The 22,592-nt window shown below is 68.7% G+C and carries 20 protein-coding genes; 6 read left to right on the top strand and 14 right to left on the bottom strand.

What is annotated here, in order from left to right:
* Window positions 1–48: 48 nt before the first annotated feature.
* The 3 genes from parC to UC35_RS02135 all read left to right on the top strand — a co-directional run bounded on the left by parC (window position 49) and on the right by UC35_RS02135 (window position 4,290).
* Window positions 49–2,379, top strand: coding sequence for a DNA topoisomerase IV subunit A (gene parC, locus UC35_RS02145; protein ID WP_061495737.1), 2,331 nt, complete (start codon window positions 49–51; stop codon window positions 2,377–2,379).
* 67 nt (window positions 2,380–2,446) lie between these two features.
* Window positions 2,447–3,754, top strand: coding sequence for a PQQ-dependent sugar dehydrogenase (locus tag UC35_RS02140; protein ID WP_061495735.1), 1,308 nt, complete (start codon window positions 2,447–2,449; stop codon window positions 3,752–3,754).
* A complete protein-coding gene (locus tag UC35_RS02135) occupies window positions 3,754–4,290 on the top strand; it encodes a DUF924 family protein (RefSeq protein WP_061503636.1) in 537 nt (178 codons plus the stop codon). Before UC35_RS02140 ends, UC35_RS02135 begins: the two co-directional genes overlap by 1 nt.
* Window positions 4,291–4,320: 30 nt before the next feature.
* Here UC35_RS02135 and UC35_RS02130 read toward each other — a convergent pair whose 3' ends face one another.
* The 4 genes from UC35_RS02130 to UC35_RS02115 all read right to left on the bottom strand — a co-directional run bounded on the left by UC35_RS02130 (window position 4,321) and on the right by UC35_RS02115 (window position 7,170).
* On the bottom strand, window positions 4,321–5,112 hold the full coding sequence (locus UC35_RS02130; protein WP_061495733.1) for a fumarylacetoacetate hydrolase family protein: 792 nt from the start codon (window positions 5,110–5,112) through the stop codon (window positions 4,321–4,323).
* A 130-nt stretch (window positions 5,113–5,242) separates the two neighbouring features.
* Window positions 5,243–6,199, bottom strand: coding sequence for a PA2778 family cysteine peptidase (locus tag UC35_RS02125; RefSeq protein ID WP_061495731.1), 957 nt, complete (start codon window positions 6,197–6,199; stop codon window positions 5,243–5,245).
* 8 nt (window positions 6,200–6,207) lie between these two features.
* The gene (locus UC35_RS02120; protein ID WP_061495730.1) at window positions 6,208–6,570 is read right to left on the bottom strand and encodes a PA2779 family protein; all 363 of its coding nucleotides are present in this window, start codon (window positions 6,568–6,570) and stop codon (window positions 6,208–6,210) included.
* Between the two features lie 96 nt (window positions 6,571–6,666).
* Window positions 6,667–7,170 (bottom strand): methyltransferase family protein, encoded by a 504-nt coding sequence (locus UC35_RS02115; RefSeq protein ID WP_082793477.1) that lies wholly within the window; start codon window positions 7,168–7,170, stop codon window positions 6,667–6,669.
* Window positions 7,171–7,239: 69 nt separating this feature from the next.
* Between UC35_RS02115 and UC35_RS23840 the strand changes: the two genes are divergently transcribed.
* A complete protein-coding gene (locus UC35_RS23840; protein ID WP_158513851.1) occupies window positions 7,240–7,383 on the top strand; it encodes a hypothetical protein in 144 nt (47 codons plus the stop codon).
* Between the two features lie 158 nt (window positions 7,384–7,541).
* On the opposite strand, the gene lpdA is transcribed toward UC35_RS23840, so the two are convergent.
* The 4 genes from lpdA to UC35_RS02095 are packed head-to-tail and all read right to left on the bottom strand — an operon-like array spanning window position 7,542 to window position 12,591.
* Window positions 7,542–8,936 (bottom strand): dihydrolipoyl dehydrogenase, encoded by a 1,395-nt coding sequence (gene lpdA, locus UC35_RS02110; RefSeq protein WP_061495726.1) that lies wholly within the window; start codon window positions 8,934–8,936, stop codon window positions 7,542–7,544.
* A gap of 4 nt (window positions 8,937–8,940) precedes the next feature.
* Window positions 8,941–10,284 carry a dihydrolipoamide acetyltransferase family protein gene (locus UC35_RS02105; RefSeq protein ID WP_061495724.1) on the bottom strand — a complete coding sequence of 448 codons (1,344 nt, stop codon included), beginning with the start codon at window positions 10,282–10,284 and terminating at the stop codon, window positions 8,941–8,943.
* A 3-nt stretch (window positions 10,285–10,287) separates the two neighbouring features.
* Window positions 10,288–11,307 carry an alpha-ketoacid dehydrogenase subunit beta gene (locus UC35_RS02100; RefSeq protein ID WP_173861276.1) on the bottom strand — a complete coding sequence of 340 codons (1,020 nt, stop codon included), beginning with the start codon at window positions 11,305–11,307 and terminating at the stop codon, window positions 10,288–10,290.
* Window positions 11,308–11,352: 45 nt separating this feature from the next.
* Entirely contained in the window at window positions 11,353–12,591 is a 1,239-nt protein-coding gene (locus UC35_RS02095; RefSeq protein ID WP_061495722.1) for a 3-methyl-2-oxobutanoate dehydrogenase (2-methylpropanoyl-transferring) subunit alpha, read from the bottom strand.
* A 190-nt stretch (window positions 12,592–12,781) separates the two neighbouring features.
* Here UC35_RS02095 and UC35_RS02090 point away from each other — a divergent pair, with 190 nt between their 5' ends.
* Window positions 12,782–14,314 (top strand): class I adenylate-forming enzyme family protein, encoded by a 1,533-nt coding sequence (locus tag UC35_RS02090; protein WP_061503634.1) that lies wholly within the window; start codon window positions 12,782–12,784, stop codon window positions 14,312–14,314.
* Between the two features lie 105 nt (window positions 14,315–14,419).
* Here UC35_RS02090 and UC35_RS02085 read toward each other — a convergent pair whose 3' ends face one another.
* Genes UC35_RS02085 through UC35_RS02075 form a run of 3 tightly spaced genes read right to left on the bottom strand, consistent with a single transcriptional unit; the run spans window position 14,420 to window position 18,371 of the window.
* On the bottom strand, window positions 14,420–14,872 hold the full coding sequence (locus UC35_RS02085) for a RidA family protein (RefSeq protein WP_061495720.1): 453 nt from the start codon (window positions 14,870–14,872) through the stop codon (window positions 14,420–14,422).
* Window positions 14,873–14,895: 23 nt separating this feature from the next.
* Entirely contained in the window at window positions 14,896–15,789 is an 894-nt protein-coding gene (locus UC35_RS02080; protein ID WP_061495718.1) for a transglutaminase family protein, read from the bottom strand.
* An 11-nt stretch (window positions 15,790–15,800) separates the two neighbouring features.
* Window positions 15,801–18,371, bottom strand: coding sequence for a circularly permuted type 2 ATP-grasp protein (locus UC35_RS02075; RefSeq protein ID WP_061495716.1), 2,571 nt, complete (start codon window positions 18,369–18,371; stop codon window positions 15,801–15,803).
* Between the two features lie 185 nt (window positions 18,372–18,556).
* On the opposite strand from UC35_RS02075, the gene UC35_RS02070 reads away from it, so the two are divergent.
* Window positions 18,557–18,757 (top strand): hypothetical protein, encoded by a 201-nt coding sequence (locus UC35_RS02070; protein WP_061495714.1) that lies wholly within the window; start codon window positions 18,557–18,559, stop codon window positions 18,755–18,757.
* Window positions 18,758–18,790: 33 nt separating this feature from the next.
* On the opposite strand, the gene UC35_RS02065 is transcribed toward UC35_RS02070, so the two are convergent.
* From UC35_RS02065 to UC35_RS02055, 3 genes are all read right to left on the bottom strand, one after another.
* Window positions 18,791–19,606: a type IV pili methyl-accepting chemotaxis transducer N-terminal domain-containing protein gene (locus UC35_RS02065; protein ID WP_082792547.1), complete on the bottom strand. Its 816-nt coding sequence runs from the start codon at window positions 19,604–19,606 to the stop codon at window positions 18,791–18,793.
* 113 nt (window positions 19,607–19,719) lie between these two features.
* Window positions 19,720–21,408 carry a TrkA C-terminal domain-containing protein gene (locus tag UC35_RS02060; protein WP_061495710.1) on the bottom strand — a complete coding sequence of 563 codons (1,689 nt, stop codon included), beginning with the start codon at window positions 21,406–21,408 and terminating at the stop codon, window positions 19,720–19,722.
* Between the two features lie 58 nt (window positions 21,409–21,466).
* Entirely contained in the window at window positions 21,467–22,582 is a 1,116-nt protein-coding gene (locus UC35_RS02055) for a porin (RefSeq protein ID WP_227820431.1), read from the bottom strand.
* Between the last annotated feature and the right edge of the window lie 10 nt (window positions 22,583–22,592).

Genomic DNA, 22,592 nt, shown 5'->3' with positions numbered 1-22,592 from the left:
CGCGCCATGCCCGCGACCGGCGGGCGCAGGTGATTGCCAAGACATCTCATGGAACAAGACCTCCTTTCTTTCGACAACGCCGGCGGCGGCGACGACAGTCCCGACCTCGCGTCCTATGCGCAGCGCGCCTACCTCGAGTACGCGCTGTCGGTGGTCAAGGGCCGCGCGCTGCCCGACGTGTGCGACGGCCAGAAGCCGGTGCAGCGCCGGATCCTCTACTCGATGGCCCGCATGGGCCTGGGCTACAGCGGGACGGCTGGGGCGCGGCCGGTCAAGAGCGCGCGCGTGGTCGGTGACGTGCTCGGCCGCTTCCATCCGCACGGCGACCAGGCCGCCTACGACGCGCTGGTGCGCATGGCGCAGGACTTCTCGCAGCGCTATCCGCTGATCGACGGCCACGGCAACTTCGGCAGCCGCGATGGCGACGGCGCGGCGGCGATGCGCTACACCGAGGCGCGGCTGGCGCGCATCAGCAACCTGCTGCTCGACGAGATCGACGAGGGCACGGTTGATTTCGTCGCCAACTACGACGGCAGCACGCAGGAGCCGCGCCAGCTGCCGGCGCGCCTGCCGTTCACGCTGCTCAATGGCGCCAGCGGCATCGCGGTGGGCCTGGCCACCGAGATCCCCAGCCACAACCTGCGAGAAGTGGCCGACGCCTGCATCGCTTTCATCAAGAACGCGCGGCTTACTGACGAAGAACTGCTGGAGCTGATCCCCGGACCGGACTTCCCCGGCGGCGGACAGATCATCAGCGCCGCCTCCGACATCGCCGAGGCCTATCGCACCGGCCGCGGCTCGCTCAAGGTGCGCGCGCGCTGGAAGATCGAGGAGCTCGCGCGCGGCCAGTGGCAGCTGGTGGTGAACGAGCTGCCGCCCGGCGTGAGCGCGCAGAAGGTGCTGGAGGAGATCGAGGAACTCACCAACCCCAAGGTCAAGGCCGGCAAGAAGGCGCTGACGCAGGAGCAGGTGCAGCTGAAGCAGACCGTGCTGGCGGTGGTCGATGCGGTGCGCGATGAATCCAGCAAGGATGCGGCGGTGCGCGTGGTGTTCGAGCCCAAGACCAGCCGCATCGAGCAGGGCGACCTGATCGGCACGCTGCTGGCCCACACCAGCCTGGAAACGTCCGCGCCGATCAACCTGACCTCGATCGGCCTGGACGGCAAGCCGGTGCAGAAGTCGCTGCGCCAGATGATCAGCGAATGGATCGAGTTCCGCCACCAGACCATCGAGCGGCGCTCGCGCCATCGCCTGGACAAGGTGCTGGACCGCATCCACATCCTCGAAGGCCGGCAGCTGGTGCTGTTGAACATCGACGAGGTGATCCACATCATCCGCAACAGCGACGAGCCCAAGCCGGCGCTGATCGCGCGCTTCAAGCTCTCCGAGCGCCAGGCCGACGACATCCTCGACATCCGTCTGCGCCAGTTGGCGCGGCTCGAAGCGATCAAGATCGAACAGGAACTCAAGGAACTGCGCGAGGACCAGAAGAAGCTGGAGGAAATCCTCGGCAGCCCGGCGGCGCTGCGCCGTCTGATGGTCAAGGAGATCGAGCAGGACGCCAAGCAGTTCGCCGACGAGCGGCGCACGCTGATCCAGGCCGAGAAGCGCGCGGTCGCCGAGATCAAGGTGATCGACGAGCCGGTGACGGTGGTGGTCTCCAACAAGGGTTGGGTGCGCGCGCGCCAGGGCCATGGCCACGAGGCGGCCAGCTTCGCCTTCAAGGCCGGCGACGGCCTGTACGGCACCTTCGAGTGCCGCACGGTGGACATCCTGCTGGCTTTCGGCAGCAACGGGCGCGTCTACACGGTGCCGGTGTCGGTGCTGCCGGGCGCGCGTGGCGACGGCCAGCCGCTCACCACCTTCATCGAACTGGAGGCCGGCACACACCTGATGCACTACTTCGCGGGTGCGCCGGGCGCGTGGCTGCTGCTGTCGGGCACCGGCGGCTACGGCTTCCTGGCCACGGTCGAGAACATGATCTCGCGCCAGAAGGCCGGCAAGGCGTTCATCAGCGTGGGCGAGGGCGAGTCGGTGTGCCGGCCGTCGCCGGCCAATGTGGCGCCGCAGGTGCCGGCAACACACGTGGCCTGCGCCTCGGCCAACGGCCGCATCCTGACCTTCGAGATCGGCGAGCTGAAGCCGATGGCCAACGGCGGCCGCGGCCTGATGCTGATCGACCTCGATCCCAAGGACACGCTGGCCGGGGCCGCCGCCTACACGCGCAGCGTGCAGATCGAGGGCGTGGGGCGTGGCGGCAAGGAGCGCGAGGAGGTGCTGGAGATCCGCTCGCTCAACAACGCCAAGGCCGGCCGCGGCCGCAAGGGCAAGGCCGCCGACCTGGGCTTCAAGCCGACCGGCATTTTGCGCGTCGAGTAAGACCAGGCTTGCGTCAGCCAGGCCAGGCGGCGCATGCAGGGCGCCGCCAGCCTGCCTACACTTGGGCATGCATCGGCTGCTCGCCTGTCTTCTTGTCTCACTCGCGCTAACCGCCTGCGGTGACGTCTCCAGGCTGCCCGACGAGCGCAGCTTCGGTCCCAATCCGCAGCTGCCGCAGCCCACCCGCGGGCTGCTGCCCACCGTCCATGTCGCGCCGGCGCTGGGCTGGCCCGAGGGCGGCAAGCCCCAGTCGCCGCAGGGCTGGCGGGTCACCGCCTTCGCGCGCGAGCTGTCGCATCCGCGCTGGCTGCATGTGCTGCCCAATGGGGATGTGCTGGTCGCCGAGAGCAACAAGCCCGCCACGCCCGACGAGCCCGGCGGCTTCAAGTCCTGGGCCGCGAAGCTGGTCATGAAGCGCGCCGGCGCCGGTGTGCCCAGCGCCGATCGCATTACCCTGTTGCGTGACACCGACGGCGACGGCATCGCCGAAACGCGCAGCGTGCTGCTGGAGGGACTGCACTCGCCCTTCGGCATGGCCCTGGTGGGCGAAAGGCTCTACATCGCGAATGCGAACGGCATCGTGCGGGTGCCTTACCGCCCCGGCGACACGCGCATCGCGGCGAAGCCGGAAACCGTGACCGAGCTGCCGGCCGGCATCAACCACCACTGGACCAAGAACATCGTGGCCTCGCGCGACGGCGCCCGCCTGTACGCCACCGTGGGTTCCAACAGCAATGCCGCGGAACACGGCATGGAGATCGAACAGGGCCGCGCCGCGATCTGGGAGGTGGATCTTGCCACCGGCAACAAGCGCCTGTTCGCCAGCGGCCTGCGCAATCCCAATGGCCTGGCCTGGGAGCCCGTGACCGGCGCGTTGTGGACCGTGGTGAACGAGCGCGACGAGTTGGGCAGCGACCTGGTGCCCGACTACCTGACGGCCGTGAAGGAGGGCGCCTTCTACGGCTGGCCCTGGAGCTACTGGGGCCAGCATGTGGACACGCGCGTGCAACCGGCGCGGCCCGAGATGGTGGCGCGCGCGGTCGTGCCTGATTTCGCGCTGGGCAACCACGTCGCGCCGCTCGGCCTCGTGTTCTCGGACGCCAGGATGCCGCCGCCCTTCGACAGCGGCGCCTTCATCGGCGAGCACGGCTCCTGGAACCGGCGCCCGCTGTCCGGCTACAAGGTGGTGTTCGTGCCCTTCGCGAACGGCCGTCCCTCGAGCATGCCGCGGGACGTGCTGACCGGTTTCGTCAGCCCGGAAGGCAAGGCCTGGGGGCGGCCGGTGGGCGTGGCCCTGGATGGCCGCGGCGCTTTGCTGGTCGCGGACGACGTGGGGAACGCGGTTTGGCGGATTACCGCCGCCAGGGAGCGCTGATGCATCAGGACGTGATCGGATTCTGGTTCAAGGAAATTGCGCCGAAGATGTGGTGGTCGGCGGATCCGGCATTCGACGGGCAGATCAGGTCGCGCTTCCTCGTCACGCACCAGCAGGCGGCGCGGGGTGAATTGCACGAGTGGCGCGACGACCCGCTGGGGCGACTCGCCGAGATCATCGTGCTGGACCAGTTCTCTAGGAACATCCACAGGAACACGCCGCAGGCCTTTGCGCAGGATCCCATGGCCCTGGTGCTGGCGCAGGAGGCTGTCCGCCTGGGGGTGCTGGGCCTCTTGCCACCCGATGAACGCTGCTTCCTGTTGATGCCCTTCATGCACAGCGAATCGCCGGCCATCCATGTGCTGGCCGAGCGCCTCTTCCGGGAGTTCGCGCCCGGCTCGAACTACGACTACGAGCTGCGGCACAAGACCATCGTCGACCGGTTCGGGCGCTATCCGCACCGGAACGCGATCCTGGGCCGCGCATCGACAGCGGAGGAGATCGAGTTCCTGAAGCAGCCCGGTTCGCGCTTTTGAATCGCGCCGGCCCGGCGCCGGCGCCTGTCTTCAGACAATGCGCACGCTCAGATTGGGCAAGCCGTCGATGTGCATCTCGATCAGGTCGCCGCGCACGACCGGGCCCACGTTCTCCGGCGTTCCGGAGTAGATGATGTCGCCGGGGAACAGTTCGTTGGCCTCGGACAGTTTGCTGATCTGCTCGGCCACCGACCAGATCATCTGGTTCAGGTTGGCGTTCTGCTTGGTCTGCCCGTTCACCTTGAGCCAGATCGCACCCTTGGTGAAGTGGCCGGTCTGGGCCACGCGGTGCACCGCGCCGATCACGGCCGAGTGGTCGAAGCTCTTGCCGATCTCCCAGGGCTTCTTCTCGTCGCCCATTGCGCGCTGCAGGTCGCGGCGCGTCATGTCCAGCCCCAGCGAGTAGCCGTAGACATGCTCCAGCGCCTGGGCCACCGGGATGTTCTTGCCGCCCTTGCTCAGGACCGCCACCAGTTCGGCCTCGTAGTGGTAGTTCTTGGTCAGCGTGGGGTAGGGGTGGTCCCCCACCGTGCCGGCAGGCACATGCTGGATGGCGTCGGTGGGCTTCTGGAAGAAGAAGGGCGGCTCGCGGTCCGGGTTGGAGCCCATCTCCAAGGCGTGCGCGCGGTAGTTGCGGCCGATGCAATAGATGCGGCGGACCGGAAAGGCCTCGTCGCTGTTGACGATCGGGATGGTGGCGCCTGCCACCTGGAACGGTGTCCGGCGGCTGGCGGAGGACATCGCCGTGGTGCCGCAGGACGCGGTGACGGCGGCGGCGGTCAGGCCGGTGGCCAATGCGCCGCGGCGAGTGATGCTCTTCATGGAGGTCTCCTTTTGTGTGTTCGACTCCCGTCGAGTATTCAGTCAACCCTTGTCCGCTGTAAATGGCAATTTCCTGATGCGTTATTGCAGGGCTTGCATGAATCGGCCCCGGCCCCCGGTGGGGCGCGGGCTACTTCAATGCCGGGCCGGGCGTGGCGACCGCGCGCAACGTGGCCGCATAAGTGGCCAGGCGCGGGCCGCCGATGGCCACGGCGCGCCGGGCGGCGTCGGCGGCCTCATCGGGACGGCTCTGCTCGAACAGGACCTGCGCGAGGTTGTTCCAGGCATCGCCGGAGTCCGGATGGTCCAGCGTGGCCTGCCGGTATTGCGTCTGCGCCTGTTCGAGTTGCCGCGCGCGGTAGGCCGCATTGCCCAGCGCCAGTCTGGCGAACAGGTTCTTCGGCCAGGCGCGCAAGGCGGTCCGGTAGGCGTCCGGCCCCAGCGCGGCCGAGACGCGTTCGAAGTCCGCGGCGGCGGCCACGTAGTCGGTCTCGCTGGCGGTGGCGGGCAGGCGATCGGGCGGCAGCGCGACGAAGGCCCAGCGCTCGGCCTTGGCCCAGCTGCGATCGAATTCATCGACGCTCATCACCAGGCGCTGGAAGGTGCCGGAGCGCAGCAGCAAGGTCTTCCCGGCCAGGTCGAAGCCCACCACGACCGCGTAGTGCCACTGCGTCCGCAGCGGACCGCCAACGTCCTGGAGCACGACCACGGGGTGGCCGGCGGCTACTTCGCGCAGCAGGTCGCCGGGCTGGCCGCGCAGGACGTACGGCACGGCGCCCGACCGGCGCGAGGCCCCCAGCAGTTCCACCTGCAGGCTGCCCTGTCGTTGTGGCAGGTAGACCTGTGAAGTCAGTTCCGCCGGGGTGCGCGCGATGCCCGCACTCTGCAGGACCGTGGCCAGGGCGGCGGGGCCGCACTGGTAGTCCTCCTGGGGAAAGAAGGGCACCGCCGACAGCTCCACCCGTTCGGCCTGCGATGCCGGCAATCCCCGGCCGTAATCCGGTGCCGGGACCGTGGCGCATCCCGAGAGCGCGAGCGCGATGCTGGCCAGCACGCGCTTCGGCCAGCGCGCCGGCGATCCGAACATGGAAAGGATCAGAGCGCGATGACGATGATGAGCACCACCAGCAGGATCAGGATCCAGTCCTGCTGGCTGAGGGCGCCGCCTGCCGGCAGCCCGTCGATGCGCTCGGCCAGCGCATGCACTTCGGCCTCGCTCAAGGACGCGACGCGGTCGGCTGCGACCAGCCCGCTCAGTCCCATGGCCTGCATGCGCTCCTTGACGTTGGCGCGCTCCAGGAAGGACTGGACCTTGGCCCGGTCCAGTTCCACCTGGCTGGGAACGGCCAGGGCGTCGGTGTCGACGATCTCGGCCTGCGCAAGCGGCGTCTGCGCTGCGAGCGCCACCGCCGCGGTGAGCGCCAATGCGCGGGACATGCGAAGGGCTGTCTTGTTCATATTGGGGACCTCCCAGACAAAGTGACAAGTCATCCTATGCACAGCCCGAGCTCAGCAGTTAGGTACTCGCGTAACAATTGCCTCGACTTGCAGCGCCTATAGCCAGCGACGCACGGAAGACTTGTAGGCCAGGTAATCCGACGGGAACCGGGCTTCGAGGTAGCGCTCCTCGCGAGGAATGACCACCAGGGACATCAGTACCACGGCCGGGACGAGGGTGATGAGCAGCCAGAGGCTGTTGACCCAGACCGCGATCCCGAGCTGGAGCAGCGAGAAGGCCAGGTAGATGGGATTGCGGCTCCAGCGATAGGGCCCGGTGCGGACGATCGCGGTGGTGGGAAGGTTGCCAGGAACGGGTGTGCCGGCGCTGCGAAACGTGCGCACCGCAGAGACGAATAGCGCGACGGCGACCAGCACGGCAAAGACCCCTAGCGGCACGCTCAAAGCCGGAGTCAAGAGCCGGACGGGCCAGGCGAAATGAAGCAACAGGCCCAGGACGATGGCGCCCAGGTAGATCCAAGGCGGCCGCATCATTCCGAGGTTCGCGGCCTCCGGCGCTGTGCCGGCCCTTGCTCTCTCGTTGCGCTCATCGCTTGACATTGCTGACTCCCAAGCCCGCGCCCGTGGGTTCTCGCCTATCATGCGCGCGCCCTCACAACGGAAAAGCTCATGCGCCTTGTGATGTCTTCGACACTGCGCCTTGTTGCCGTTGCAGCCGCGCTGCTGGCACTGATCGCCTGCTCGGCCGTCCAAAGCTACACGCCGAATCCGTACTACGAAAAGTACCCGCGTGACTTTGGCGGACCGAACTGACGCTCTTCCCGCACGCTCGTCCATCGGCTCACGAGCAATGGCAAGTCCGCGGCTTTGATCGATCCTGATCGTGGTCAAAAAAAGAGAGCTCACAAATTGCGAGCTCTCTTTGGTGTGGGGACCTCTTGACTGCTAGTTCCTGAAGCAGTTCCAACGACTCAGATATGCAGCGCCTGCCCCAACGCCCGCAGCGCTGCCTCCTGCACCGCCTCACCCAGCGTCGGATGTGCATGGATCGTTCCGCCCACGTCCTCCAGGCGCGCCCCCATCTCGATCGATTGCGAGAACGCCGCCGCCAGTTCCGACACGGCACGTCCGACCGCCTGCCAGCCGACGATCAGATGGTTGTCGCGGCGGGCCACGACGCGCACGAAGCCATCGGTGGACTCCAGCGTCATGGCGCGCCCGTTGGCGCTGAAGGGGAACGCCGCCTGGATGCAGTCCAGCCCGGCTTCTTCGGCCTGGCTGGGTGAGAGACCGGCTACCACCACTTCCGGGTCGGTGAAGCAAATGGCCGGGATCGCCGCGGGCGCGAAGCGACGCCGGTGGCCGGCGATGATCTCGGCGACCATCTCGCCCTGGGCCATCCCTCGGTGCGCCAGCATGGGCTCGCCGCTCACGTCGCCGATGGCCCAGACGTCGCGCATCGAGCTGCGGCACTGGTCATCGACCTTGACCGCCCGGCCCGCCATGTCCAGCCGCAGGTTCTCCAGGCCGAAGCCCTCGGTGCGCGGGCGGCGGCCCGCGGCCACCAGCACCTGGTCGGCGGGCAGGGCGAATTCATCGGCGTTGCTGCTGCGCACGCGCAGCGCCTTGCCACCCTCGTCGAGGCCCTCGACGCTGCAATCCAGGTGCAGGACCACGCCGCGTTTCTTCAGAGCGGCCAACACCGGACGCGTCAGTTCCTCGTCGTAGGTGGGCAGCACGCGCTCGGTCATTTCGACCACCGTCACTTCGCATCCGAGCTTGCGGTAGGCCATTCCCAGTTCGAGGCCGATGTAGCCGGCGCCCACCACCACCAGGCGCTTGGGCAGCGCCGCCGGCGCGAGCGCCTCGGTCGAGGAGATCACCGCCCCGCCGAAGGGCAGGTTGGGCAGCTCGGTCGCGATCGAGCCGGTCGCGATCACGAGATGCTGGCACTGGATGCGCAGCGTCTCCTGCGCAGTGCGCACCTCCACGCTCTTGCCGTCGAGGACGGTCGCCCAGCCCTCGATCACCTGCGCGCCGGCGCGCTTGAGCAGCACGCCGACGCCGCCGGTGAGGCGCTGCACGATGCCGTCCTTCCACTTCACCGTGCGGGCGATGTCGATCGCGGCGGACTGCACCTGGATGCCCAGCGGCGAATGGTTGGCCCAGTGGCGGGCCTTCTCGAACTCGTCGGCTGCGTGGATCATCGCCTTCGACGGGATGCAGCCGATGTTCAGGCAGGTGCCGCCGAGCTTTTCGCCTTCGACCACGATGGTCTGCACGCCCAGCTGGGCCGCGCGTATGCCGGCCACATAGCCGGCCGGGCCGCCGCCGATCACCAGCAGCGTTGTCGTGAGCGTCCTCATCGCGCTACTCCACGAACAGCATGGCTGGCGCTTCCAGCAGCGCGCGGATCGCCTGGATGAATTCCGCCGCGTCCATGCCGTCGACCACGCGGTGGTCGAACGAGGACGACAGGTTCATCATCTGCCGAGCCACCACCAGGCCGTTGCGGAACATGGGCCGCTCGACGATGCGGTTGACGCCGATGATCGCGACCTCAGGATGGTTGATCACAGGCGTGGTGACGATGCCGCCCAGCGCACCCAGGCTGGTGATGGTGATGGTCGAGCCGCTCAGTTCGTCGCGCGCCGCCTTGCCGGTGCGCGCCGCTTCGGCCAGGCGCGCGATCTCGCGGGCGCTGTCCCACAGGTCCAGGGTCTCGGCATGGCGCATCACCGGCACCATCAGGCCCGAGGGCGTCTGCGCCGCCAGCCCCAGGTGCACCGGGTTGTAGCGCGTGACCACGCCCGCGTCGTCGTCGAAGCGCGCGTTCATCTGCGGGAAGTCGCGCACCGCCAGCACCACCGCGCGGGCCAGCAGCGGCAGCACGGTCAGCTTGCCGCGTTCGGCGGCGTACTTGGCATTCAGCCGCGCGCGCAGTGCTTCCAGCTCGGTGACATCGATTTCCTCGACATAGCTGAAGTGCGGGATGCGGCGCTTGGCCTCCTGCATCTTCTGCGCGATCTTGCGGCGCAGGCCGATCACCGGCACTTCGGTCTCGCCGCTGCGCTGCGCATAAGCGGTGGCAGCGGCGCGCCCCGCCATGGGCTGGCCGCGCGAGGCGAGGTAGACGTCCAGGTCCTCGTGCGTGATCTTGCCGGCGGGGCCGCTGCCATGGACGAACTGCAGTTCGATGCCCAGTTCCCAGGCGCGGCGGCGCACGGCGGGGGAAGCGATGGGCTTCTCGCCGGGGGCGCGCTGGGCGACGGGGGCACTTGTGGGTGGACGCTCGAGCGCCCCCACCCCGGCCCTCCCCCGGTGGGGGAGGGAGTCAGTCTTTGCTGCCTCCATCTCCCGGGGAGGAGCGGTCCCCGTTCCCTCCCCTTCCGGGGGAGGGTTAGGGTGGGGGCGCTGGGCCGCCGGTGCGGCCGCGGCAGCAGCCACCGCCCCCGCCTTCACGTTTCCAGCACCTTCCACCTCCAACCGGATCAGGTCACTGCCCACCGCGACCTGCTGTCCCACCTCGCCCACCAGTTCCATCACTTTGCCGGTCACCGGCGAGGGGATCTCGACCGTGGCCTTGTCGGTCATGACATCGGCCAGCACCTGGTCTTCTTTCACCATGTCGCCGGGCTTCACGTGCCAGGCAACCAGTTCCACTTCGGCAATTCCCTCGCCGATGTCGGGCGTGCGAATGACATAAGTACCCATCGCTCAACCCTCCATCACGCGCTTCATCGCGGCGCCCACGCGCTCGGGACCGGGGAAATAGGCCCACTCCTGCGCATGCGGATAGGGCGTGTCCCAACCGGCGACGCGCTCGATCGGCGCCTCCAGGTGGTAGAAGCAGTTCTCCTGCACCAGCGACACGAGTTCCGCGCCGAAGCCGCTGGTGCGCGTGGCTTCGTGCACCACCACGCAGCGTCCGGTCTTCTTCACCGAGTTGACGATGGTGTCCAGGTCGAGCGGCCAGATCGAGCGCAGGTCGATGACCTCGGCGTCGATGCCGGTTTCGCGCGCGGCGCATTCGCTGACCCAGACCATGGTGCCGTAGGCCAGCACCGTGAGGTCCTTGCCCGGGCGGAACACCGCCGCCGACTCCAGCGGCACCTGGTAGTAGCCCTCGGGCACGTTGCCCATCTCGTGCTTGGACCAGGGCACCACCGGCCGGTCGTGGTGGCCGTCGAACGGGCCGTTGTACAGGCGCTTGGGCTCCAGGAAGATGACCGGGTCGTCATTCTCGATCGAGGCGATCAGCAGGCCCTTGGCGTCATAGGGATTGCTCGGCATCACGGTGCGGATGCCGCACACGTGCGTGAACAGCGCCTCCGGACTCTGGCTGTGCGTCTGGCCGCCGTAGATGCCGCCGCCGCAGGGCATGCGGATGGTCATGGGCGCGGTGAAGTCGCCGGCGGAACGGTAGCGCAGCCGCGCCGCTTCCGACACGATCTGGTCGGAGGCCGGATAGAAGTAGTCGGCGAACTGGATCTCCACCACCGGCCGCAGTCCGTAGGCGCCCATGCCGACGGCGGCGCCGACGATGCCGCCTTCGGAGATCGGCGCGTCGAAGCAGCGCGACTTGCCGTACTTGGCCTGCAGTCCCTCGGTGACGCGGAACACGCCGCCGAAGTAGCCCACGTCCTGGCCGAACACGACCACGTTGTCGTCGCGCTCCATCATCACGTCCATCGCCGAGCGCAGCGCCTGGATCATGGTCATGGGCACGGACTTCATCTCGGCCTGCGCCGCGGTTTCAGATTTGACCTTGGTCAGCATGGCTCAGACTCCCAGTTCCTGGCGCTGCCGGCGCAGGTGCTCCGGCATGTCCTTGTAGACGTCCTCGAACATCCCGGCCGGGCTCGGGATGTGGCCGTCCAGCAGCGTGCCGTAGCTCTCGGCCTCCTTCTGGGCCGCGGCCACTTCGGCCTCGAGTTCCTTCTGCGCCTGCTCGTGCTGCGCTTCGGACCATTCGCCGAGCCGGATCAGGTGCTGCTTGAGTCGCGCGATCGGATCGCCCAGCGGGAAGCGCTGCCAGTCGTCGGCGGGGCGGTACTTGGAGGGGTCGTCCGAGGTGGAATGCGGACCGCCCCGGTAGCTGACCCATTCGATCAGCGTCGGGCCGAGGTTGCTGCGCGCGCGCTCGGCGGCCCAGCGCGAGGCCGCGTACACCGCGAGGAAGTCGTTGCCGTCCACCCGCAGCGAGGCGATGCCGCAGCCGACGCCGCGCGCGGCGAAGGTGGTCTGCTCGCCGCCGGCGATCGCCTGGAAGGTCGAGATCGCCCACTGGTTGTTCACCACGTTGAGGATCACCGGCGCGCGGTACACGTGCGCGAAGGTCAACGCGGTGTGGAAGTCGGCCTCGGCGGTGGCGCCGTCGCCGATCCAGGCCGAGGCGATCTTGGTGTCGCCCTTGATCGCCGAAGCCATGCCCCAGCCCACCGCCTGGATGTACTGGGTCGCGAGGTTGCCCGAGATGCTGAAGAAGCCCGCGCGCTTGTACGAGTACATCACCGGCAACTGGCGCCCGCGCATCGGATCGCGCTCGTTGCTCATGAGCTGGCACATCATTTCCCACATCGGGATGTCGTCGCGCGCGAGCAGCAGGCTCTGCTGGCGATAGGTGGGGAAGCACATGTCGCCCGGCTCCAGCGCGAAGGAGTGCGCGCTGCCGATGGCCTCCTCGCCGAGGCTCTGCATGTAGAAGGAAAGCTTCTTCTGCCGCTGCGCGATCAGCATGCGGGCGTCGAAGATGCGTGTCTTCATCATGGCGCGCAGGCCCTTGCGCAGCCGCATGGCGTCCAGGTCGGTCGGCGCCCAGGGGCCGACGGCCTGGCCGTCTTCGTCCAGCACACGGATCAAGCCATAGGCAAGGTCGTTGGTGTCGGCGGCCGTCGTCTGGATCTCTGGACGGCGAACGGCGCCGGCGGGAGAGATGTGGAGATAGGAGAAGTCCGTTGCGCAGCCGGGACGCCCGCTGGGCTCCGGCACGTGCAAGCGCAAGGCCTGGTGCTGGCTCATCTGCCTTCCTTCAGCCCGATTGTGTCGGGTGGTGGTCATTCGAATGACAGCGTCGCAACGGGTAAGCCGCGCGCTGCCGGTTTGTCGCCTTGGTGAAAGCGCCGCGGCTAGTTTAGGACAAAGCTGGGCAGCAGGGACGTAAGATGAACCCGTATTCGTGGCCGGGCTGCGGCCGCCGCCTCTGCTGCTCATGCCGTACAAACACACCCCGCCGATTCCGTCCACCGCCCCGCCTTTTCGCGCCATCGCCGACCTCGTGCGTGAGCACGCGCAGGCGCAGCCCGCGGCCATTGCCATGATCCACGGCGGGCGCCGCGTCGCCTGGGCTCAGCTGGACGCGATGGCCGATCGCATCGCCGCGTCGCTGCAGCGCGACGGCCTGGCGCCGACCGAAAGCATCGCGATCTGCGGCGCCAATTCGCTGGAGTACGCGGCCCTGTTCCTCGGCGGCCTGCGCGCGGGCGCGGCGGTCGCGCCGCTTCCGGCCGGGGCCTTGCCGGCCCAGATCGCGACCATGGTGCAGGACTGCGGCGCGCGGCACTTCTTCGTCGATGCCTCCGTGCCCGGGTTCGACACCGGCGCGAAGCGCATCCACATGGACGCCTCCGCCTCGCCCTCGCTGGAGCAGTGGCTGCTGCCGCACGGCGCACGGCCGCGGCCGGTCGAGGTGCGGCCCGAGTGGCCCTTCAACATCATCTACTCGTCGGGCACCACCGGCACGCCCAAGGGCATCGTGCAGCCGCACGGCATGCGCTGGATGCACGTGGCGCGCGCCAACAACTTCGGCTACGGCACCGATACCGTGACCATGCTGGCCACCTCGCTGTGCTCGAACACGACGCTGACCTGCTACTTCCCGACGGTGGCCAAGGGCGGCTGCGTCGTGCTGGGCGCGCCGCGGTTCGACGCCCGCGCCTACCTGGCGCTGGCGCAGCAGGTGCGCGCCACCCACACCATGCTGGTGCCGGTGCAGTACCAGCGCATCATGGCGCTGCCGGAGTTCAAGGATTTCGACCTCTCGGCCTTCCGCTACAAGTTCTGCACCAGCGCGCCGTTCCACGCCGAGTTGAAGGCCGACATCCTCAAGCGCTGGCCGGGCGGCCTGGTCGAGTTTTATGGCATGACCGAAGGGGGCGGCACCTGCATCCTGGAGGCGCACAACTTCCCGGACAAGCTGCATACCGTGGGACGGCCCGCGGAAGGCCACGACATCCGCGTGATCGACGAGGACGAGAAGGAACTGGCGGCCGGCGAGATCGGCGAGGTGGTGGGGCGCTCACCCGCGATGATGAGCCGCTACCACCAGCAGCCCGCCAAGACCCGCGAAGCCGAGTGGTACGACGCCGATGGCCACCGCTTCATCCGCACGGGGGACGTGGGCCGTTTCGATGAAGCCGGTTTCCTCACGTTGATGGACCGGCGCAAGGACATGGTGATTTCCGGCGGCTTCAACGTCTATCCAAGCGACATCGAGGCCGTGCTGCGCGAGCATCCGGGCGTGGGCGATGCCGCCGTGGTGGGCGTGCCGTCGGCGGAGTGGGGCGAGACGCCGGTGGCCTTCGTGGTGGTGCGCCCCGGCGGGCCCGCCGAGGATGAATTGCAGGCCTGGGCCAATGCGCGTCTGGGCAAGACCCAACGGCTGTCGGGAGTGCGCTATCTCGATGAACTGCCGCGCAGCGACATCGGCAAGGTGCTCAAGCGGCAGTTGCGCGAGAGCTGGTGAACTGCTCCCTCCCCCTTCGGGGGAGGGCTGGGGTGGGGGCGCTCCAACCTTGCAACTAAGCGCCCCCATCCCACCTTCCCCCGGAGGGGGAAGGTGCAGGGCCGCCTAGACTTCTGCAATCAACTCGATCTCGACGCAGGCCCCCAACGGGATCTGAGCCACGCCGAAGGCGCTGCGCGCATGCGCGCCCTTGTCGCCGAAGACCTGGCCCAGCAGTTCGCTGGCGCCGTTGGTGACCAGGTGGTGCTCGGTGAAGTCGGGCGCGGAGTTCACCAGGCTCATCACTTTGACGATGCGCTTGACGTTGTCGAGGTTGCCGACCGCGGCCTGCAGCGTGCCCATCAGCTCGATGGCGATGCCGCGCGCGGCCTGCTTGCCTTCCTCGGTGCCCATGGTCTTGCCCAGCTGGCCGACCCAGGGCTTGCCGTCCTTCCTGGCGATGTGGCCCGAGAGGAACACCAGGTTGCCGGTGCGCACGAAAGGCACGTAGGCGGCGGCGGGCGTGGAAACCGGCGGCAGGGTGATGCCGAGTTCCTTCAGCTTGTCGTTGATGCTCATCTGCGCTCCTTCTTTCCTTGAAATCAGGCGGCGATTGTAGAAGCGGGCGTCACGGTGACGGCCACATGCAGGCGGTGATCCGCGCCGCCCTGGATCACGCCGCGCAGCGGCGACACGTCGCCGTAGTCGCGGCCGATCGCGAGCACGACGTAGTCCTGGCCGGGCGTGCGGCCGTTGGTGGGGTCCAGGTCCAGCCAGCGGCCAGGGCCGCGCTCCTGCGGCACATGCACCGAAACCCAGGCATGCGAGGCGTCGCCTCCTACCAGCCGCGCCTGTCCCGGCGGCGGCTCGGTCAGCAGGTAGCCGCTGACGTAGCGCGCGGGCAGGCCCAGGCTGCGCAGGCAGGCCAGCATGACGTGGGCGAAGTCCTGGCACACGCCCTGGCGCTGGCGCAGGACATCCAGCGCCGGCGTGCCCACATCGGTCGCTTCGGGCCGGTAGTCGAAATCGCGGTGGATGCGCGCCATCAGCTCGCGCGCTGCTTCGACCAGGGGGCGGCCCGGCGCGAAGCTGTCTTGCGCGTAGTCGAGGAACTCGGGGTGCCGCGGCACGAAGGGTGAGGCAAAGGCGAACTCGGACGCGGGGTCGAACGCCGCCTCGCGGTGATAGCGCAGGCGCTCGCTCGCTTCATCCCAGCGGACCGCGCCGTCAACTACGGGCGCGGACGAGGTCAGCACGGTGCTGCTCGCCACCACCCGCAACCGGTCGTGATGCACCGGCAGGCTGAAGAAGGTGCGCGTGTTGCCGAAGGCATCGCGGGTGTCGCTGGACTGCGCGGGGGCGGGCGCGATAACGAGCTCGTGCGCCAGCAGTTGCTGATGGGCGGTTTCCAGCGGCCGCAGGTGCGCCATGTGCTGCGCGGTCTTCACCGGAGGCGCGTACTCGTAGCGCGTTTCGTGCACGATGTTCAGCAGCACGCCAATATCCTTCAAACGCCGACGCTGTGGCCCTGGTCGGCGGAGTGGGTGAAATAGCGCGAGCCCAGGCCGTCGGAGAGCCGGTACGCCGCATCCGTGCAGCGCTGCGCCAGCGCCTCGAGTTCGCCCGGCTCGCACAGGGCATCCATGGACCAGAGCTGCGGCTCGGGCACCTGGCGCGTCAGGGCATGTCGCGTTTCCTTCGTCCCTTCCTCCAGGCGGGCCAGGCCGGCGCGCAAGGCATTGGCCACCGAGGCCAGCGAGCGCGGGTTGTCGTGGTCCAGCACCAGCAGGTCGAGCAGGGGCTGCATGTCGTGCCGCTGCTGGTAGCGCGCATGGAAGGTGGCGGTGCCGTCGAACAGTGCGACCACCGCCTCGAAACCGAGTTCATCCGCCACCACGCCGGCCTCCAAAGCGCGGCCGAGCACCGACGCCAGGAAGGTGAGCCGTTCGATGTGCCGGCCGATCCACAGCAGCCGCCAGCCGTCATCGCGCATCATGCGGTCGGCCTGCGCGCCGGTCATCGCCGCGGTGGCGCCCAGCAGCGACTCCAGCACGCGCCGTGCCTCCACCGGTGAATGGTCGCCATCCTGGGTGACGATCAGGCAGCCGCGAACGAACTCCTGTTCGGCGCGCACTGTCAGCTTCCAGTGCTCCTGCGACAGGCGCTCGCGCACCGCCGACGCTGCATGGCGCAGGGCGCGCAGGTTGTGGCCCACGCTGGCGGCGCCGGCCTTCGCCAGCGCGTCGATCAGCGTGCGCTCGAACGCGCGGCGCTGCTGCACCGGCGGCGCATCGGCCGGCGCCAGTCCGGTGAATCGCGCCAGCTGCTCCAGCCAGCCGAGCAGCGGAGGCGAGGCCTGCTCTTCGCCCCCCAGGCTTTCGAGCAGCAGCCCGGCGAGCCGCGCGGCGTTCTCCGTGCGCTCGGTATAGCGACCCAGCCAGAACAGGTTCTCCGCGGCGCGGCTGGTGACGCCGCGGCGCGGCGCCGGATGGAGGGCCAGCTGGCCGGGCGGCGCGAGCGCGGCGATGTCCACCGGCCCGGGGGAGAGCACCCAGGTATCGGCGCTGCTGCCGCCGCGCTGCATCGAGGCGATGTCGGCGTTGGTGCTGGCGATGCGCGTGAGGCCGCCGGGCAGCACGCGCCAGGCCCCCGGGCCGCTGGAGACGGCGAAGACCCGCAGCATGAACGAGCGCGGGACGATGCGATCGCCCGCCATGCCGTGCGCCCAGGTGGGCATCTGCGCCAGCGGCAGCCAGGACTGCAGCGTGTGCTCGTCGGGCTCGCGTTCGATCCGGCGGACCAGTTCTGCCTGCTCGCCGGGCGAGAGCGAAGGGCCATGCGCGCTGCCGGCGCCGACGTAGGTGGGCTTGACGACCTGGCGGGCCAGCTGCGGCAGCGCGTCCTGCATGGCGACGCGCTCGCCGCACCACCAGGTCGGCAACGACGGCAAGGCGAGTTCTTCGCCCAGCAGGCGGCGCGACAGGGCCGGCAGGAATCCCAGCAGCCCCGGCGATTCGAGGAAGGCGGAGCCCGGCGCGTTGGCCATCAGGACGTGGCCGGCGCGGATCACCTGCAGCAGGCCCGGTACGCCGAGCTGCGAGTCGGAGCGCATCTCCAGCGGATCGAGGAACTCGTCGTCCAGGCGCTTGAGGATGCCGTGCACCGGCTCCAGGCCCTCGATGGTCTTGAGGAACAGGCGCTCGTCGCGCACCACGAGGTCGCTGCCCTCGACCAGCGTGAGGCCCAGGTGACGGGCGAGAAAGGCGTGCTCGAAGTAGGTTTCGTTGTAGGGCCCGGGCGTGAGCAGCACGATGTGCGGCTCGGCGGACGAGGGGCACATCGCGCGCAGGGACTCGACGAAGCCGTGATAGGTGTCCGCGAGGCGCTGGACGCGCAGTTCGCGGAACGCCTCGGGAAACAGGCGCGCGACGATCTGCCGGTTTTCGAGCAGGTAGCCCAGGCCTGAGGGCGCCTGCGTGCGCTGCGACACCACCCACCAGCGGCCCTGCGGGTCGCGCGCCAGGTCGAAGGCGACGACGTGCAGCCAGCTGCCCGCTGCGGGCCGGACCCCTCGCATGGCTCGCAGGAAGCCCGGGTGGCCCTGCACCAGCGCGGGCGGCAGCAGATTGGCACTGAGGCACTGCTGCGGGCCGTACGCGTCTTCCATGATGCGTTCGAGCAAGGCCGCGCGCTGCAGCACGCCCGCTTCGATCCGTTCCCAGCTTTCCGGCGCCACCAGCAGCGGAAAGAGGTCCAGCGACCAGGGCCGCTGCGGACCGTGCGCATCGGCGTAGACGTTGTAGGTGATGCCGTTGTCGCGCACCTGGCGTTGCAGGTTGGCGGTGCGGCGGTTCAGGTCGCCCAGGCCCTCGCGGCCCAGCGTGTCGAAGAAGCGCTGCCAGGGTGGGCAGGGCAGGGCGCCGGCGGCCGCAGCGGGCGACTCACCCCCGAGCAGCTCGTCGAAGTGACCGGCTGCGGCGGCCGCGGCGAGCGAGGCCGCGCGCGCGCCCGGCGTTTCGCCGTTGGCGCGGCCGGACGCCGGCGCGATCGGGCTGGATGGCTTGTCCACGGGGCGCATTGTCCCATCGAAGCAACGTATGCTCATCCATGGCGCATCGCGGCCCGGCGAAGGGCAGCACGGATCATGCCAAGCCCATGGTTTCGAGTCGAAAAAATTGTCTGCTGTGCCGGCACAATTTTGGTAGATTGCGCGCACGCAGTTCCAAGAGCGAGTCGAACAAACAAGAGAGATAAGAGAGATCCATGAGCGCCAACGACAGCACGCAGTTCCAGCCTCCCGTGTGGGAACAATCTGCCAGCCTGATGAATGAACTGCGGAGCGGCACCGGTGCCGCCAGCGCGCTGGAACGCATGAAAGCCGAACGCGCGCTGCGTCACCAGCAGCAGCACGGCAGCCCCTCGACCTTCCCTGCGGCCCTCGAGGACAACGCCACCCAGCGTTGATTGGCGCGCGCTGCGGCGATCAACGCCTGGCGCCTACCCGAGCAAATCGCGCAACGCAGCGTCGTACAGCGAGGTGAGGTTGTCCATCACCTCGAACACCCGCTCGCTCGTCGTGGCGACCGTTTGCAAGGCGTCGGCGCTGGCCGTCTTGCCCAGCGCGCTCTCGTAGAACAGCCACTGGCTGCGCGCCAGTTCCAGCTCGTTGCGGATCGCGGGCGTGGAGATCGACGCAGCCTGCAAGGTCGCCAGCCCCTGGTTGAACTCGTTGCGCGCGTTCGCGAGTTGGGTGCGCACGGCGGGCGTGTCGTGGCCGGCCGCCACCAGGAAGTAGGCACGCGCAGCGCGCTGCGACAGCATGCGCTGGCGGCCGGCGACGTTGACGATCTTCGCGTTGCCCTGCTGGCTCTGGGTTTCGAAGGCCTTGGTCAGGCGGTCGGCCGCCTCCAGCACCACGTCGGCGCTGCGAGCGACCTCCAGCGTGTCCCGGCGCGGCGTGGACACGATCTCCAACAGGCCCTGGCAGTCCCTGTCCAGCGCCTGCAGCAGGCGGCGCGTGTCGGCGGCCAGCGAACCGGCGCCCAGGTCGGACAGGCTGGTCGTGAGCAGCTGCCGGCTGGCCGCCTGGATGTCGCGCGCGCGATCCGGCAACACGTTCAGCGTGGCCTGCACATAAGCCTTGGACAGGCGCTGCGACAGCGCGCGCATCTTGCCCGACCTGTTGATGGCTCCGCTGAGCGGGAGCCCCTGTGCCGCCACGGGCAACGCGAGCGAGGCGGTGGGGAGCAGCAGCAGCGCACCGCAGCCGACGAAGGCGCGGCGGCGAATCCCCATTTGGCTGGTTCTATTCATGGCGAGTCCCTCCTGGAAAGGAACTGTAGGAGGCGCCCATGCAGCCGGCTATCCCCCGCCAGGACTAGCACGCATCGTCCGGAGGGACTAGTTGGCTTCGTAGGCCGGTGCCCTCAGGCGTGCAGCATCCACACCAGGGCGGTGCCGCCGATCGAGAGCAGCACGTGCCCGAACGCCACGGTGCTGGAATAGCCGATGACGGCGACCGGGCTGTCCGAGCGCTCCTGTACCGCGGCCAGTCCCGCCGTCATGGTCTGCGCGCCGGCGAGTCCGCCGAGCAGCAGCAGCGGGTTGAGCCGCAGCACGTAACGGCCGACGAGCAGGCCGGTGATCTGCGGCACCAGTGTCACCACCACGCCGCCGAGGAATACCGTGAGCCCGACTTCCTGCAGGGCCTTGACGAACACCGGCCCAGCTTTCAGGCCGATCATGGCGACGAAGCCGGCCAGGCCAATGGATTTCATGAAATCGATCGCGTCGGGCGCCAGGATGGCGAAGCTGGGCCGCACGGAATTGCGCCAGCCCATGGCCAGGCCGAGCAGCAGGGTCGCGACGCTGGAGCCGAGGGCGACATGGATGCCGCCGATCGGGAACGCGACTGCCGCGCCGAGCAATGCGCCCGCGAAGATGCCCAGGCCCAGCGCCAGGTAGTCGGTGCCCTGTTCCTGCAGCACGTCCCCCGCCAGCGCCGCCACGCGCCGCACCGCGGGTTCGAGGCCGTGCAAGGTCAGGAGATCGCCCTGGTAGATCTTCGTGCCCGGCCCGATGGGAATCTTCTCGCCCCCGCGCCGGATGGATTTCAGGAACACGCCGCGCATCTGCTGCGCATCGCTCGCGATGTCCGCCAGCGTGCGTCCGGACAGCGAGCGGCTGCGGATCACCACGTCGAAGGTGGCCGAGGGCACGTCCAGCAACTCGCGGTCGGCGACCTCGCGCCGCTCGCCCATGACGCGCAGCAGCGACTCCTGGGGCCCCATGGCGGCCACCACGTCGCCGGCCCGGAGGACGAACTCGCTCGACGCAGTCAGGACCTCACCGCCGCGCCGTACACGCTCGATGAAGATGCGTTCATTGGCGATGTGGCTTTCGGCCTGGCCGATGCTCATGCCATCCGCCTCGCCGCCGGGCACGACCTCGTAGGCCCGGAACTCGAACATCTGCCAGGCCGAACTCACGCCCGGCGCGACACGCTCGATGCCCATTTCCTCTTCGAGCTTGCGTGCCTCCGCCTTCAGGTCGACGCGCAGCAGCCAGGGGCCTACGTGTGAGCAGAACAGGATCACGCCGATGGTGCCGAACAGGTAGCACAGCGCGTCGGCCACCGGGATCTGGGAGATCAGCCGGTGCTTCTCCTCTTCGGGGATGTTCAGGCTGCGGATCGCCTCGCTGGTCGTGCCGATGATCGGCGACTCGGTCAGGCCGCCGGACATCATGCCGGACGCGAAACCGAGTTCGAGCTTGAGCAGCTTGGCCATGGCGTAAGCGGCCAGCAGGCCGGTCAGCGGGACCACGCAGCCCAGCACCACCCAGCGCCAGCCGCCCTCACGCACGCCGCGAACGAAACCCGGCCCGGCCGAATAGCCGATGCCGTACATGAACATCAGGAACAGGAGCGCCTTCGCGGTGTCGGAAACTGGCACGTGCCAGAAGTAGCCGACCAGCACCCCGGCCAGGAGCGATCCGGTCACGGGACCCAGGCCGATCCCGCGGACCTTCCAGCTACCGATCCAGTACCCCAGGCCGATCGCGAGGAAGACGGCGATCTCGGGGTACTTCTCGAAATAGCCGGCGAGCCAGCCCATGTTTCAGGGCTGGTTCACGACGCCAGGCGCGCTCCCGGCCACGCTCCCTCTCGTCGGTTCAGAAGCTGTGCTTCAGGCCGACGTCGATGCCGTCGGAGTTCTTGCCCGGGGCAGTGATCGAGCCGGCCAGGCTGGCGGCCGCCGAGCCGCGGTTCTCCAGGTGCGCGTAGGTCACATAGGCCGCCGTGCGCTTGGACATGTTGTGCACGTAGCCGACGGCGATCTTGCGTGCCGTCGGGTTGGTGGCGGCATCCGTCTCGTACGACGAGAACGAGGCCTTGAGCTCGCCGGCGCCGATCGGCATCACCGCGCCGACCAGGTAGCCTTCGGCGTTGACCTTCACCAGCGAATCCATCTGGTCGTCGTACCAGCCGCCCATGAGCCTCAGGAAGCCGAAGTCCCAGTGGCCGCCCACGTTCCAGGAGGTGACGTCGCCAATGGTGGCCGTCGTGGCATAGCGCGTGACCCCGTAGGCGGCCGCGATGCCGAAGGGACCGCTCGCCCATCCCAGCCGGGCCTGGTAGCCGCTGCCGTCCTTGTCGTTCACGGTGTTGTCGGGGTTCTCGCCCATGAAGTACTGCGCCTCGCCGAAGAAGCCGCCCAGGTTGCCCGGGAGGAAGTAGCCGATCATGTTCGAGGCGCGCACGCCCGTCACCGGCGTGATGTTGAGCTGATCCGCCACGTTGCCGCCGACGCCGTTGGTGGTGAAGGGGTCGACCTGGTCGCGGTTGCGGTAGGTGGCGACATAGTCGCGCCCGAGGCGCAATTCGCCGAACCGGCTCAGCAGGCTTACCGTCGACCGGCGGTTGAAGGTGAGGCCGCCGGCGCCGTTGTTGGGCGTCGCCCCCGCGGGGAGCAACTGGTTGTTGGTGTTGGAGGCCGCGCCTGTCCCGTTGTCGGCGTTCACCCCCGCTTCCAGCCAGAAGCCGGCACCTACACCGCCGCCCAAATCCTCGACGCCCCGGAAGCCGACGCGTGATTGGGTGTTGGCGCCTTGCACCAGACGGGTCGAATCCGCGACATCGCCCTTGCCCCAGGACGCTGCGATGTCGACCACGCCGAAGAGGCTGACGTTGCTGGTGGTTACCGCGGCGCCGCCGGTGCCACCCACCTGCGCTAGTGCCGCTCCAGCCATCGACAGCGGAACGAGGGAAATCAACTTCATCTTCGTCATGGTCATCAGC

The sequence above is a fragment of the Ramlibacter tataouinensis genome (assembly GCF_001580455.1).
GTDB classification, from domain to species: Bacteria; Pseudomonadota; Gammaproteobacteria; order Burkholderiales; family Burkholderiaceae_C; genus Ramlibacter; species Ramlibacter tataouinensis_B.
The sequence above is the reverse complement of the archived record's forward strand: the minus strand, read 5'-3'. Positions and strand labels throughout refer to the sequence as shown.